The following is a 14983-nucleotide window of genomic DNA, read 5'->3' as shown; positions in this document are numbered from 1 at the left end:
GTCATTAGATCAAACTTTTAATCAAATTGGTATTATCACGCGTTTTGTGCAACTGACGAAGTTGTTCCAAGCCTGACTGCAATCATCCACTATGTCCTGATATCCTTTGAAACAGCGATTAGCGAGATGATGTTGACGTAGCGAGCTCCATACCTGCTCAATGGGGTTTAGCTCTGGAGAATACGGTGGCAATTTGAGTATCGACAAGTTGGGGATATCAACGGCAATGTCATTGGTATGCCACCCTGCACTATCCATTACCACCACAGCATGTCGTCCTGGTTTAGTGCGCTTGGCGATCAACTCCAGGTGCTGGCCCATGATGTCCTTGTTCACAAATGGCGTGATGATAGCTTCAGTTTCTCCCGTTACAGGACAGATAGTGCCGAAGAGGTGTGCGTATTCAAACTGCTGCTGTTTCAGCACTCTGGGTTTACTGCCTTTCGGTGCCCAGAGTCGTGTCGTTGTATTTTGCTGACCAAATCTGGCTTCGTCTTGAAACCAAGTATCAATCTGGTGTGGCAGTACATGGATGGGTGTGTGAAGGATTGTTTCCAGAGGGAACTTTTTTAAAAGCGTCCTGCACGCCCTGAGTCTGTTTTGGAAGCCTTGAGCGGCTGGTTATCCAGCTGAACCCAATGCTCTAAAGTAGCTTGTAGATATGATTGAGGTGGTACTCGACACCAAACTCACTCGATATGTATTGCCGGATATCTGCCCCGGTTAGCCTGCCGCCCCCATCCGATTGTGCTTTGAACTCAATATATCTGGCGAGTCTCTGCTTTGGGTCATTGGACAATGATGGTTTCTTGCCGGGTCGCTGCTTATCTTCAAGCCCCGCGGGTCCTTGTTCAAGATCGCTTGAGCCCCATGAGTTGACACGGATCTTGCCACCTTCTACTGGCTTGCTACTTGAGTACGATTACGGGATTGCAAAAATAAGGATACGGCGAGCAACCGCATACGCTTGTGAGGATTTTTTCTCTTTTGAGAGGCTAAGTAAGCGGTCAGCGGTTTCAAGTTTCATAATCCAATCGTAAGCAATTGAGTACCCCCACTATTAGTTCAAACTTCAAGGCGGAATGGTATAACACCAGACACTTCAGGCCCTATCTCATTCTGTCATTTTCCCAGGCCACTACAATCCTCTTTATCCAAATCAGAGCATTAGGTTAATGTTTTGGGGAGTCTATTGCTATCCAATGCCAGCTCTCTTACCTTTAGCGCAACCATATGATTCAGGGACCGACAATGAAACTCGAAATGATCTGTACCGGTGAAGAAGTGCTGTCCGGTCAAATAGTGGATACCAACGCGGCCTGGTTTGCCGACACTATGATGGCAGAGGGGATTGAAGTCTCCAGAAGGGTGACTGTGGGTGATCGACTGGATGACTTGGTGGAGGTGTTTCGTGAGCGCAGCCTGCATGCCGACGTGATTTTGGTCAATGGCGGACTTGGGCCCACTACCGATGATCTGTCTGCTGAGGCAATGGCGCTGGCCAAGGGAGAGCCTTTGATTGAAAACCGGGAGTGGCGTCAGCGACTGGAGGAGTGGTTCACCAGGAATAATCGGGCGATGCCGGCGAGTAACCTTAAGCAGGCGCTGTTACCCGCCTCGGCAGTGATGGTGGACAACCCTGTAGGTACAGCATGTGGTTTCAGAGTAAAGCTTAATCGCGCCTGGCTGTTTTTTACCCCTGGTGTGCCGTTTGAGCTTAAGCGGATGGTACCGGATCAGTTTATTCCTTTTATCAAGCAGGAGTTCAGACTGGATACCCCAACGCGGGTGAAGAAATTACTGACCCTTGGGCAGGGTGAATCCATGCTGCAGGACAAACTCGCACCTTTGTCGTTACCTGAGGGGATCACTCTGGGTTATCGCTCCAGCATGCCTTATATCGAAATCAAGTTATTTGCCCGCGGTACGAAAGCTATAGCTGCACTGGATAGCCTGATTGGTACTGTTCGCAACATGCTTGGCAATGCCATTGTTGCTGAAGACAAACCGTCGCTGGCAAAAGAAATCCATGATTTGATGTTGGCTAAAGGAAAAACTCTGAGTGCGGCTGAATCCTGTACCGGCGGTATGCTCACCAGTCAGTTGGTGGATTTCCCCGGAAGCAGTGCCTATTTGATGCAGGGCCTGGTGACTTACAGTAATGAAGCCAAGGTGCGTATTCTTGGGGTAAGTCCACAGATACTGGATGATTTTGGCGCGGTATCGATAGAAACCGTTGAAGCCATGGCGACGGGGGCACGGCAATTGCTCGACAGTGATTATGCCCTTTCCACCAGTGGCGTTGCCGGCCCGGATGGGGGCACGGATTCCAAGCCGGTTGGTTCGGTAGCTATCGCTCTGGCTACCCGTTATGGCGTGCATAGTCAGATGATCAAGTTGCCCCGTCGTTCCCGTGATTTGGTGCGCCAGATGAGCTGCGCTGTGGCCTATGACATGTTGCGCCGGGAATTAATCGGTGAAGCACCTATCGTCAATTATGAATCGATAGGACGCTTTCCCAAATAGTCTGCTGCGAGGCTTAAGTTGATATAGAAAAGCACAGCCAGAGCTGTGCTTTTGTTTTTTTGAGCAAGCGGTAAAAGGGTTATTTGAACACCAGTACCAATTTACCCGGCTCGACTTTGATTTCTTCAGTCACATTGGCCAGCATGGCCTGCTTTGACTCTTCGCGGTTGAGTACATATACCGGCTGGGTTTCCAGAAAGCCACGGATATAGCGCATCAATTCGGGAGCCACGCCTTTGATGGCCACCTCCAGATCTTTGGGGTTGGAGCTCAACTGGCTCAGCTGCAGGTCTTTCAGATAAATCCCCTGATTGTGTTTGTCATACCAGGGTTTGGCGTCAAACTCTGCGGTCAGGGTTGCCCGCAGGGGCAGCAACGGATTATTGATGGTGATACTGGAGTTGGCCAGTACCGTCATGGTATCCGGCTTTTCTCCCAGCCTGACTTCCACCTGATTGAGTTTCAGGTTTGCTGAGACTATGCCTGTACCCTGCTTCACATCGAAGCTGATCTCCTTGTTCAGATAGTCAGTCAGCTCCTGCTGACTGATACTGTACTGCGCGGCGCAGCCGGATAGCATCATCAAGCCCGCAGCCATAAATGGCAATAAAATGCGTTTCATCCTGTGTTTCTCATTCCAGCGGCAACACCCGCAATGGTTAACATCAGTGCCAATTGTACATTGGCAGACGCATCTTCTTTACGGGTACGGGCCAATAATTCCGTTTGCAGGAAGTTCAATGGGTCAATGTAAGGATTTCTCAACTGCACCGATTCCCGGTTCCAGGGCGTATGGGACATCAGTTCATTGGTGCCGGTCAGGGCCAGCACCGCATCTATGCCTAACTGCAAACGCTCTCTCAGAGTAACGCCTAGGTGATGCAATGGCTCAGGCACCAGCACGGTTTCGTAATAGCGGGCGAGATTGGGCTCTGCCTTGGCGTAAACCATCTCCAGCATGGAAATACGGGTATCAAAGAAAGGCCAGGCCGACATCTCTTTGAGCAATTGGCTTTCACCTCTGTCCATGGCGCTTTGCAGTGCTTCACCGGCGCCAAGCCAGGCAGGCAGCATCAGGCGGTTCTGTGACCAGGCAAAAATCCACGGAATGGCCCGCAGACTCTCGATGCCACCATCCACTTTACGTTTGGCCGGACGGCTGCCAAGGGGCAGCTTGCCCAGCTCAACCTCTGGTGTAGCCGCGCGGAAATAGGGCACGAAATCAGGTTCTTCCCGCACCACTTTGCGATAGGCCAGCACCGACTCATCGGCGATGCGTTGCATGCAGCTGCGCCACTCTGGTTTGGGTTCAGGGGGCGGCAGCAGGGTGGCTTCCATAACCGCAGAGGTATAGAGCGCCAGAGACTGCACTGCCAGTTTGGGCAGGCCGAACTTAAAGCGGATCATTTCGCCCTGCTCGGTAACGCGGATACGACCATCCACAGATCCCGGAGGTTGAGACAGAATCGCCCGGTGAGCAGGACCGCCGCCCCGGCCTATGGTACCGCCACGACCGTGGAACAGGTTGAGTTTAACGCCGGCATCCCGACACACCTGCACCAGTTGCTCCTGTGCCTGATACTGAGCCCAGGCGGCTGCCATTACGCCAGCGTCTTTAGCTGAGTCAGAGTAACCAATCATGACTTCCTGCATGCCTTTGGTATATCCACGATACCAATCAATAGACAGCAGTTCGCGGATGCAGTCAGCGGCATTGTTGAGATCATCCAGGGTCTCAAACAGCGGGACCACACGGATCGGGAAATGACAGCCGGTTTCTTTGAGCAGCAGCAACACTGCCAGCACATCAGACGGTGAGCTGGCCATGGAGATAACATAGGACCCCAGGGCCCGGGCAGGTTGTCTGGCAATCTCACGACAGGTTGCCAGTACTTCGGCAACATTGTCAGAAGGCTGCCAGTCGGCGGGCAGCAATGGGCGTTTCCCGGTCAGCTCGCGCAGCAAAAAGGCCTGCTTCTCGGTTTCAGACCAGTGGGCGTAGTCTCCCATGCCCAGATAACGGGTCAGTTCGGCAATGGCTTCGCCGTGGCGGCCGGCGTCCTGACGGATATCCAGTCTCAGCATGTGAATGCCGAAACAGGCCAGACGTCTGAGCATATCCAGCAGCAGGCCGTTGGCAATCAAACTCATGCCGCAGTCACACAAGCTTTGATAGATCTGGTTGAGCGGAGTTTTCAGATCATCCTCTTGCCAGATGATGCTGCTCATATCTACTTCCGGATTGTGGCCCTCGATGCGCAGGTTCAGATAATCAATGGTATTGCGCAGTTTTTGCCGCAGGTCCCTGAGCATATCGCGGTAGGGTTCATGGCTGTTATTGGTCAGAGCCTTAACCTCGGCATTGGCCTCTTCCATGGACAGTTCATTGACCAGCAGCACTATGTCTTTGAGATACAGACGGGCTGCAGCATGGCGATTTCTGTCGAGCACTTCGGCGGTCACTTTGGCAGTGACAAACGGGTTGCCGTCGCGGTCGCCGCCCATCCAGCTGGAGAAGCGAACCGGGGCGATATCAATCGGGATCTTTTTGCCGGTGCGCTCTTCAATTTGGTCATTCAGCTGACGCAGAAAGTCAGGTACCGCCTGCCACAGGGAGTTTTCAACGGTCGACAGGCCCCACCTTGCTTCATCCACCGGAGTTGGCCGTTCATTGCGGATCTCGTTGGTATGCCAGATCTGGGCGATCAGTTGCCGCAGTCGCAGGTGCTGGCCTTTGCGTTCCCGCTCACTGAGCTGATCATTTTCCAGCGCGCTCAGGCAGTCGATAATGGCTGAATATTTCTGGATCAGTGTGCGGCGGGAAACTTCAGTGGGATGTGCCGTCAGCACCAGATCGATATCCATATTCTCCAAGCACTCGAGCATCTTATCTTCATCGATGCGGCCATTGAGCATACGTCCCAGCAGCAGCTCGACCGGATCGGGCACGCAGATCAGCTCATCACAGTTGCGGCTGATGGTATGGAACTGTTCGGCGATATTGGCCAGATTGAGAAACTGGTTGAAGGCTTTGGCAAAAGGCACCAGCTCATCGTCCGGCATGGCGGTCAGCAGAGTGAGCATTTGTTCGCGGGCATTAGCATTGCCCTGACGGGATTGTTTCGCCAGCTGCCGGATCTGTTCAACCTTTTCCAGAAAGGTATCACCCAGATCACTCTTCATGGTATCACCCAGGATTTGCCCCAACAGGCTGACGTTGGCGCGCAGCGAGGCGTACATATCTGTCATATTTACTCCGGAAATATCACATGGATTACCGTCAGGCCAATTTTACCCAGCCTGAGGATACAAGCGGCAATCCGTTATCATTGTCTGTTCATCATACCCGGCTGTGTGTCTCTGTACAGGGGCGGGAAGGGCTTCAAATTTATTTCATGCAAGCGTTATAAATCAGCTCCTTAAGTAAGCTGATTGTGGGTTTGATATAGGCGGTGTCGAGATACTCATCCGGTTGGTGGGCCTGCTCAATGCTGCCTGGACCCAGTACCAGAGTCTGACAACCCAGATGCCGGAAGTAAGGCGCTTCAGTGGCATAGTTCACCACTTCAGGCTGATGTCCGCTCAGCTGGCTGACCTCTGCAACCCAGGGGGTATCACAACGGCCATGAAACGCCTCAGAGCCGGGGTACAGAGAGAAGATATCCAGAGTGCCGGGATACTCATCCTGCACAGGTGAGAGATATTGACGCAGTAAAAGTTCCAGATCTTCCAGTGGAATGCCCGGAATGGGGCGGATATCCAGATGCAGCTCGCAGCAGCCGCAGATGCGGTTGGCGGCATCGCCGCCGTGTATGTGTCCCAGGTTTAGGGTGGGATAGGGCACACTGAATACCGATTCACAGTAGTTGGCTTTAAGGTGTTCTCTGAGTTTCAGCAATTGTGTGGTTGCCAGGTGCATCACTTCGATGGCATTCAGTCCCTTGGCGGGATCTGAGGAATGACCGCTGCGGCCGGTGATGCGGATACCCTTCGCCAGATGGCCTTTGTGCATATACACAGGTCTGAGGCCAGTAGGCTCGCCAATAATGGCGTAATCCGGCTTGATGCGAGTTTCAGCGGCGAAGGCCTTGGCACCATTCATGGTGGTTTCTTCATCGGCGCTGGCGAGGATATACAGAGGCTGGGTCAACTTCTCCAGCGGCAACTCCTGCAGGGCTGCAATTATCAGTGCAAAGAAGCCTTTCATATCGCACGTACCCAACCCATACCAGCGGCCGTTTTTCTCGGTCAGCTGGAAAGGATCGCTGGACCAGCGGGCATCATCGAAGGGCACGGTATCTGTGTGGCCACTGAGCAGCAGGCCGCCGCGGGTATGGCCCGGTGGTACTATGCTGGCCAGCAGATTTTGTTTGCCCCGGCTATTGAACACGCTTTGGATCTGGCATTGAAAGCCCAAATCTGTCAACCAGTTATGCAAAAGGTCGATTAACGGACGGTTGGATTGATCCTGCTCAACCTCCAGTGCACTGATGGTTGGCGTGGCGATGAGGGATTGAAAGCAGTGGGTTAGACCCGGAACCTTGGGCATAGGGTAGTCTCAATATATTTATAAAATAGTTATTCATTTGAGTTGAATAATTAGTTTTCTGTGTTAGTCTGTCAATCAGTTTGAATATTTATCACTTTCGAGGCTGTAGCGTGAACATGGAATTGTATTGTGCTCTGGAGTCTGGCACTGCAACCGCGCAAGCGGATATCAACATGGTTTCTTCCTTCCTGCGACGATAATCCTTGTCATCGGCTTCTTGCCATGGGCGTTTGTTGTGCCCACTGTTTTTTTCCTCTCTACCTTAACAATAAACAGAACTGCTAAATGAAAAAAATCGCCATTATCGGAGCCAGCGGCTATACAGGCGCGCAACTGGCGGCCTTACTGAATCAGGAATCCGGCTACGCTATTCAGGGCCTTTATGTGTCTGAACAAAGTCAGGATCAGGGCAAAGCGCTGAAGGATTTGTATCCAGCATATCAGTCTCTGACTCAGGTACTCAAACCCCTGAATGACCAAAGTAAAGCCGACATTCTGGCGGAGGCTGATGCTGTGGCGCTGGCCACAGATCACCATATTAGTGCCGAATTAGTCGCCTGGTGTGTCGGGCAGAAGATGCCGGTATTTGATTTGAGTGGCGCCTATCGTTTTGCCGATAGCGGCCAATACCCCTCCTGGTATGGCTTTGAGCATCCTTATCCTGAGCTGCTGACCCAGGCTGTTTACGGCCTGGCCGAGTGGCATGCCGACAAAATTGCAGGCGCGGCTCTGGTAGCCGTTCCCGGTTGTTACCCTACCGCTTCACTGCTGGCGCTCAAGCCGGTGGCCGCCTTGCTGGATCCGCAAGTCAGACCCGTGATCAATGCCGTCAGTGGTGTGACCGGCGCCGGGCGCAAAGCGCAGCTGCATACCAGTTTTTGCGAAGTCAGCCTGACGCCCTACGGCGTACTGGGTCACAGGCATCAGCCGGAAATTGCCACTCAGCTGGGGGCGGAGGTTATCTTCACGCCGCATCTGGGTAACTTTAAGCGCGGCATTCTGGCCACTATTACCGCCAAGCTATTGCCGGGCGTGACTCAGGCCGACTTACAACAGGCGTTCAGCTGTTATGACCAGGCTCAGTGCGTGCATGTGCTGCCTCAGGGATTTCCCAAGGTAGACGATGTGGCTGGCACCAGTCAGTGCCTGATTGGCTGGAAGTACGATGAAGCCAGCCAATATCTGGTGATCGGCAGTGCTATCGACAACCTGATGAAGGGCGCGGCCAGTCAAGCTCTACAGTGCATAAAGATTCACTTTGAAAATAAATGAACCTTACTGGTCTAACCGTACCAATTGAATGGTGCTAAATCGAATCGGACTAATTGAACCGTACAGTAGGCAATCGCCTGGTGATGAGGGAAAGGAAATGTCATCCGCAAAGCAAAAAACACTGGTGTTGAAGGTTGGCGGCGCACTGCTGGAATGTGAAATGGGCATAGCCCGTTTGATGCAAACCGCAGCCAGCCTGCTGGAGCAAGGTAAGTCCTTGGTGATAGTCCATGGCGGCGGTTGTCTGGTCGACAAGCAATTGCAGCTCAATGGCATGGTGACGGAAAAGAGGGAGGGTCTGCGGATCACCCCGCCTGAGCAGATGCCCATTATTGCCGGTGCGTTGGCCGGCAGTGCCAACAAGTTGCTGCAATCTGCAGCCAAGGCGGCGGGGATGGAGAGCGTCGGTCTGTGCCTGGGTGACGGTGGTTTGCTGGAGGGACAGATTAAGGACGAAACGCTTGGCGCTGTGGGTCAGGTCAGTGGTGGTAATCCGGCTTATCTGAATTTCATCCTGTCCCAGGGCTGGTTGCCAATCATCAGTTCGATTGCGCTGGATATCAATGGTCAATTGCTCAACGTCAATGCTGATCAGGCGGCAACGGCGGTGGCCAAGCTGGTGGATGGTCAACTGGTATTGCTGTCTGACGTGTCCGGCGTGCTGGATGGCAAAGGTAAGTTAATCCCCTCGCTGGATGCGCAGGGCATTGCTGATCTCATCAAGCTTGGGGTGATAGATAAAGGCATGAAGGTCAAGGTGGAAGCGGCGCTGGAAGTGGCGCAGTGGATGGGCGAGCCGGTACAGGTAGCGTCCTGGCGGGATGCCGAACAGATGCTGGCACTGACCCGCGGTGGGCAGATAGGTACCCAAATCCAGCCTTAAGAACAAGTCAAAACAGAACATGAAGAATCCGCTGTTGAAGGAGAACGGGATGCAAGACTTACTGACGTTAAAAGAGCTGACGCAGGAGCAATTCAAAAGCTTACTGGCGCTCGCCAAACAGATAAAAGCCAGTCCGCAGGACTATGCCCAGGCGCTGGCGGGTAAAAGTGTGGTCATGTTGTTTGAGAAACCGTCTCTCCGAACCCGGGTCAGCTTTGATATTGGTATCAATAAGTTGGGCGGACATAGCCTGTATCTGGATCAGCAGAACGGTGCGCTGGGCAAGCGTGAGTCGGTGGCAGACTTTGCCAGCAATATTTCCTGTTGGGCCGATGCTATTGTCGCCCGGACCTTCAGCCACAAGACCATTGAAGAGCTGGCACAGCACGCCACAGTGCCGGTAATCAATGCGCTGTCTGATCTGTACCACCCCTGTCAGGCGCTGGCGGATTATCTCAGTCTGGCAGAGCAGATGGACGATCTCAGTCAGCTGAGACTGGCCTACGTTGGTGATGGCAACAATGTCACCCATTCACTGATGTTTGGCGCGGCGCTGCTGGGCGCGAAAATGACCGTTATCTGCCCGGAAGGACATTTCCCTGACGGCTTGATGGTGGCTCAGGCGCAGGAACTGGCAGCTCAATATGGTGGCGAGATAGTGCTGAGCTCTGAGATCGACAAGATTGAAGGCCACGATGCCATTTATACCGATACCTGGATCTCCATGGGCGACACCACCAAACTGGACGATATCAAAAACAAGTTTGCTCCCTATCAGGTCAATGCAGCCCTGATGGCCAAGGCCGGAGCGAGCTTCTTTATGCATTGTCTGCCGGCGCACCGTGGCGTGGAAGTGACTGATGAGGTGATGGATGGCGCAGGCTCGCTGATCCTGACTCAGGCAGAAAACCGTATGCATGCCCAGAATGCCCTGCTGGTGACTTTGCTGGCAAAATAACCTGTTACCCTGTTTCGGGCGCGCCACGCGACCCCTAAAAAATCTGAAGGATAGAAATAAAAATGAGCGATAAGGTACAAGTCAAAAAGGTGGTGCTCGCGTATTCCGGCGGTCTGGATACCTCTGCCATCATTCCCTGGCTGAAAGAAAACTATGACAACTGTGAGATAGTGGCTTTCTGTGCCGATGTGGGTCAGGGTGCGGCAGAACTCGAAGGACTGGAAGCCAAGGCGCTGGCATCCGGCGCGTCGGAATGCCATATCGTGGATCTGAAAGAAGCCTTCGTCGAAGAGTATATCTACCCGACTATCGCCACCGGCGCTATCTATGAGGGTACCTATTTACTGGGCACATCAATGGCCCGGCCGATCATTGCCAAAGCGCAGGTGGAAGTGGCCCGTAAGGTGGGTGCCGATGCCCTGTGTCATGGTTGTACCGGCAAAGGAAATGATCAGGTGCGCTTCGAGGGCTGCTTTGCCGCGCTGGCGCCGGATCTGAAAGTGATCGCCCCCTGGCGTGAATGGGATATGGTCAGCCGGGAAGATCTGCTGGAATATCTGGCTGAGCGCAAGATCCCAACCTCAGCCTCCGCCACCAAAATCTACAGCCGAGATGCCAATGCCTGGCATATCTCCCACGAAGGCGGTGAGCTGGAAGATCCCTGGAATGAGCCATCCAAACAGGTTTGGACCATGACGGCTGATCCACAGGATGCGCCAGATGAACCCGCTTACGTCACCCTGAAAGTGGAAGATTGCCGGGTGACCGAGGTCAACGGTGTTGCCATGAGCCCCTATCAGGCGCTGATGACACTCAATGAAATCGCCGCTCCCCATGGCGTTGGTCGTATCGATATCACCGAAAACCGGCTGGTGGGCATGAAGTCCCGCGGCTGCTACGAAACCCCGGGCGGTACTGTGATGTTTGCTGCGCTGCGCGCGGTGGAAGAACTGGTACTGGATAAAACCAGTCGTGAATGGCGTGAACAGATCGCCGCCCGTATGGCGCATCTGGTGTATGACGGCCGCTGGTTTACCCCCTTGTGCGCCTCGTTGCTGGCCGCCTCTGAGTCGTTGGCGACCCTGGTCAACGGCGAAGTGGTAGTCAAGCTCTACAAGGGGCAGGCGACCGCCGTGAAGAAACGTTCGCCCAACAGCCTGTACTCGGAAGCCTTTGCCACCTTTGGTAAGGATGATGTCTACAACCAGAAACATGCTGAAGGCTTTATCCGCCTGTACTCGCTGGCCAGTCGCATCCGTGCGCTGAACGAAAAGTACTAAAACGAGAAGCACTAATAAGCGTAAGCGGTAACTGACAACAGACGAATAAGGAGAGGGCGATGGCCTTGTGGGGTGGCAGGTTCAGTGGTGAGAGCAGTGCTCTGTTCAAACTGTTCAATGATTCACTGCCGGTGGATTACCGGCTGGTCGAGCAGGATATTCAGGGATCGGTCGCCTGGGCGATGGCGCTGGTGAAAGTCGGTGTGCTGACAGAGGCGGAAGGGCAGGATCTGAAAGCGGCACTGGATGCTCTTTTGGTGGAAGTGGCGGAAGATCCGCAGCAGATCCTGGCCAGTGGCGCCGAGGATATCCACAGCTTCGTTGAGCAGGCGCTTATCGACAAGGTCGGCGATCTGGGCAAGAAGCTGCACACAGGTCGCTCCCGCAACGATCAGGTCGCCACCGATCTCAAGCTGTGGTGCAAAGCTGAAGGTGAGCAGATCCTTGCCAGAATGCAGGTGGTCAGAGTGGCGCTGCTGGAGCTTGCCAGCCGTGAGCAGCAGGCGGTGATGCCGGGCTATACTCACCTGCAGCGGGCACAGCCGGTCACGTTTGCCCACTGGGCGCTGGCCTATGTGGAGATGCTGGAGCGGGACATCAGCCGGCTTGAAGATACGCTTAAGCGCCTCAATACCTGTCCGCTGGGCAGCGGCGCACTCGCCGGTACCGCCTATCCCATCGACAGGCATGCATTGGCTGCCAGTCTGGGATTTGCCGGGCCAACACTCAACAGTCTGGATGCGGTGTCAGATCGGGATCATGTCATTGAGCTGTGCTCATCGGCGTCGATCAGTCTGATGCATTTGAGCCGCATGGCGGAAGACCTGATCTTCTTCAACTCAGGCGAGGCCGGTTTTATTGAGTTGTCTGATCAGGTGACGTCCGGCTCATCCCTGATGCCGCAGAAGAAAAACCCCGATGCGCTGGAGCTGATCCGTGGCAAAACCGGGCGGGTGTATGGCAGTCTGATGGGCATTCTGACCACCATGAAAGCCCTGCCGCTGGCCTACAACAAAGACATGCAGGAAGACAAGGAAGGGCTGTTCGATGTCATGGACACCTGGAGTATCTGTCTGGAAATGCTGATCCCTGTGCTGTCCGGCCTTAAGGTCAAACGTGCCAATACCCTGGCTGCGGCGCAGGGCGGCTATGCCAATGCCACTGAGCTGGCGGATTATCTGGTCGCCAAGGGCATGCCATTTCGTCAGGCGCACCATGTAGTAGGTGAAGTGGTGGTGAAGGCCATTGCCGAAGGCAAGCCGATTGAGGCGATGTCACTTGAGTCACTCAAGGCATTTGCTGCGGTCATCGAGCAGGATGTGTATGAGATCCTTACCATTGAGTCCTGCCTGAGCAAGCGTGATGTGTTGGGGGGCACCGCGCCTAATCAGGTGGCTGCGGTGCTGGCGGCCAAATCCTGAGCCATGTCAAACCCGAAAAAAACGCCAATGTTGTCATTGGCGTTTTTTTTGATCTCTGAGCTGACACGGATCAGCTCAAGCACATCGATTTATTACAGCCTGAATCGATTGATTTCTTTATGAATTGCCCGGCTCTCTTCCTGAATTAGCATACATTGCTGCTCGCTGCTCTGGGCTTGAGTGGACACATCTTCAGCCGCATCCTTAACTTCCTGGGTGTTGCGGCTGATTTCTTCACTCACTGCTCGTTGCTCCTCTGCCGCGCTGGCGATTTGAATTGCCATTTGGCTTATCTGGGTAATGCCAACAGTGATCTGGCCCAGTCGATCGCTGGCGCGATTGGCGCAGTCGACACTGAGATTGGCCTGCCCGGCGCTGTCTTCCATGGCTGCCACGGCCAATGCAGCATTCTGCTGCAAGGTCTTAATCATAGTACCGACTTCTTCCGTTGCGGCATGGGTTCGCTGACTCAGTACCCGAACTTCATCAGCAACGACGGCAAAACCCCGTCCCTGAGCCCCCGCTCTGGCAGCCTCAATTGCCGCGTTCAGAGCAAGCAGGTTGGTTTGATCTGCAATTCCCTGAATATTTGAAAGGATTCTGTGAATTCCCTGCACATTTTCATCCAGCTCGCGTATTACCAGCTCCGCGCCTTGTAGTTTTTCCGCGACTGAACCTATGGCATTGAGGTTTTCCGTGATGATTGTTTGCCCCTGTTCACAGGCATCGGCGGAGTCTTTGGCTGCCTCTGCCGTCATCTCTGCATGGCTGGCCACCTCTCTGGCAGATACCGACATCTCGTGAATTGCGGTTGCCACTTGATCTACCTGATTACGTTGACGTTCTACTGCCCGGGTTGTTTGAGCGACGTTGTGTCCTGTTGCCAGCACCAGCTCATCCAGGTTACGGGTGTTGCTGGCGATACCACCAATTAACTGTTGCAGCAGAGCGATGAAACGGTTGACGCTGAGGGCGACCTCCCCAATCTCATCCTGCCTGACCAGCGTCAATCGATGGCTGAGATCCGCATCCCCCTGAGACAGCTCGTCCACCGCTTGTTTCAGCTCCTGCAGTGGTTGCAGCAGTCGTCCGATTATCCAGGTTGTCAGCAGGGCAACGCAGATGAACAGCCCCAGGCTCATCAACAGATTCAGTGTGGCCTGCTCTTCGACAGCCTGCATGGCGGTATCTTTGTCCATGACGATACCCAGACGCCAGTCAGTACCCGCGACCGGATAGATTGTCAGCCATTTTGTGCGTTGATCTCCCGCCCACTGAAACTCGTGTTTTTCGTGGTCGGCAACGATGTGATTCACCAGCGAAGAGGTCAGATCTTTGCCGATATAAGTCAGCGGCTTACCGGTCAAGGATTCATCTTTGTAGGCGAGCAGTTTGTTGTTGCCATCCACCAGGAACGCAAAGCCCTGATTCGTGACTTTGGTTTCAAGTACCAGATCGATGATCTTGTCGATTGTCAAATCGGCGGCCAGTACGCCGCTGCGTTCACCGCGGAAGGATTTGGCCAGGCTGACAACCAGGCTGCCGTTAACGTCCCGATAAGGCGCGGTCAGAATAACGTCGTCTGCCTGTTGTGCCTCCCGATACCAGGGGCGGGATTGGGCATCATAATTGGCAGGCCGGTTTTCTGTTTTATCGCCGGTCACGAAACTGCCGTCAGTAAACCCGGCATACACAGAAAGAAACCCGCCGGTTTTCTTGGTATGCAGCAACAGAGGGCTGATATCGTCGGGTCCGGCGATAGCCACTTCATTGACCAACACCATATGTTTGTGGCTTTGCAGCCAGTCACTGATGTAGCTGCTGGTAAACAGACCAATCTGGCTGAGTTCGGTATCGACGCTTTGTTGAGTTTGTACAGTCAGTACCTGATTGGATATCCCGGCTAACAGGGTACACACACAGGCCACTATGCTGACGCTGAATATAGTGAGTTTCTTCTTGATTGACAGTGACATTGCTGGATTCCGAGGCATTTTTCAAAACAAAGCCTTGTACCAGCTTTATGACGCAAAACAAATGCCGGTTGCCGTTAAAGCAGCAACCGGAAAAACTTGAATCAATTTTTGTGAGGAG

10 protein-coding genes and 1 pseudogene are annotated in these 14983 nt (G+C 53.6%); 6 read left to right on the top strand and 5 right to left on the bottom strand.

The window, feature by feature from the left end; all coding sequences use genetic code 11:
* Positions 1–21 precede the first annotated feature (21 nt).
* Positions 22–963, bottom strand: a pseudogene (locus ACRRUX_RS10450) (IS630 family transposase).
* A gap of 288 nt (positions 964–1251) precedes the next feature.
* Between ACRRUX_RS10450 and ACRRUX_RS10445 the strand changes: the two are divergent.
* Positions 1252–2526, top strand: coding sequence for a CinA family nicotinamide mononucleotide deamidase-related protein (locus tag ACRRUX_RS10445; RefSeq protein ID WP_432529944.1), 1275 nt, complete (start codon positions 1252–1254; stop codon positions 2524–2526).
* 79 nt (positions 2527–2605) lie between these two features.
* Here the strand turns inward: ACRRUX_RS10445 and ACRRUX_RS10440 are convergent, their stop codons facing one another.
* The 3 genes from ACRRUX_RS10440 to argE all read right to left on the bottom strand — a co-directional run bounded on the left by ACRRUX_RS10440 (position 2606) and on the right by argE (position 7075).
* The gene (locus ACRRUX_RS10440) at positions 2606–3148 is read right to left on the bottom strand and encodes a DUF1439 domain-containing protein (RefSeq protein WP_432529942.1); all 543 of its coding nucleotides are present in this window, start codon (positions 3146–3148) and stop codon (positions 2606–2608) included.
* Positions 3145–5775, bottom strand: coding sequence for a phosphoenolpyruvate carboxylase (gene ppc / locus ACRRUX_RS10435; protein WP_432529940.1), 2631 nt, complete (start codon positions 5773–5775; stop codon positions 3145–3147). The genes ACRRUX_RS10440 and ppc overlap by 4 nt, the downstream gene beginning before the upstream one ends.
* Positions 5776–5914: 139 nt before the next feature.
* Complete coding sequence (argE, locus tag ACRRUX_RS10430; RefSeq protein WP_432529938.1) at positions 5915–7075, bottom strand: acetylornithine deacetylase; 1161 nt, start codon at positions 7073–7075, stop codon at positions 5915–5917.
* Positions 7076–7360: 285 nt separating this feature from the next.
* On the opposite strand from argE, the gene argC reads away from it, so the two are divergent.
* The 5 genes from argC (at position 7361) to argH (ending at position 12889) form a co-directional block, all read left to right on the top strand.
* Positions 7361–8347, top strand: a complete 987-nt coding sequence (gene argC / locus ACRRUX_RS10425; protein WP_432529935.1) for an N-acetyl-gamma-glutamyl-phosphate reductase — start codon at positions 7361–7363, stop codon at positions 8345–8347.
* A gap of 97 nt (positions 8348–8444) precedes the next feature.
* Positions 8445–9230 (top strand): acetylglutamate kinase, encoded by a 786-nt coding sequence (gene argB / locus ACRRUX_RS10420; protein WP_432529933.1) that lies wholly within the window; start codon positions 8445–8447, stop codon positions 9228–9230.
* 49 nt (positions 9231–9279) lie between these two features.
* Entirely contained in the window at positions 9280–10188 is a 909-nt protein-coding gene (locus ACRRUX_RS10415) for an ornithine carbamoyltransferase (protein WP_432529931.1), read from the top strand.
* Between the two features lie 62 nt (positions 10189–10250).
* Positions 10251–11468 carry an argininosuccinate synthase gene (locus ACRRUX_RS10410; RefSeq protein ID WP_432529928.1) on the top strand — a complete coding sequence of 406 codons (1218 nt, stop codon included), beginning with the start codon at positions 10251–10253 and terminating at the stop codon, positions 11466–11468.
* A 59-nt stretch (positions 11469–11527) separates the two neighbouring features.
* Positions 11528–12889 carry an argininosuccinate lyase gene (argH, locus tag ACRRUX_RS10405; protein WP_432529926.1) on the top strand — a complete coding sequence of 454 codons (1362 nt, stop codon included), beginning with the start codon at positions 11528–11530 and terminating at the stop codon, positions 12887–12889.
* Positions 12890–12981: 92 nt separating this feature from the next.
* Here argH and ACRRUX_RS10400 read toward each other — a convergent pair whose 3' ends face one another.
* On the bottom strand, positions 12982–14865 hold the full coding sequence (locus ACRRUX_RS10400) for a methyl-accepting chemotaxis protein (RefSeq protein ID WP_432529924.1): 1884 nt from the start codon (positions 14863–14865) through the stop codon (positions 12982–12984).
* Positions 14866–14983 lie beyond the last annotated feature (118 nt).

Origin of the sequence: Shewanella sp. GXUN23E (assembly GCF_050865035.1) — a bacterium.
GTDB lineage: Bacteria > Pseudomonadota > Gammaproteobacteria > Enterobacterales > Shewanellaceae > Shewanella.
This window is presented reverse-complemented; position numbering and strand designations above follow the sequence as displayed.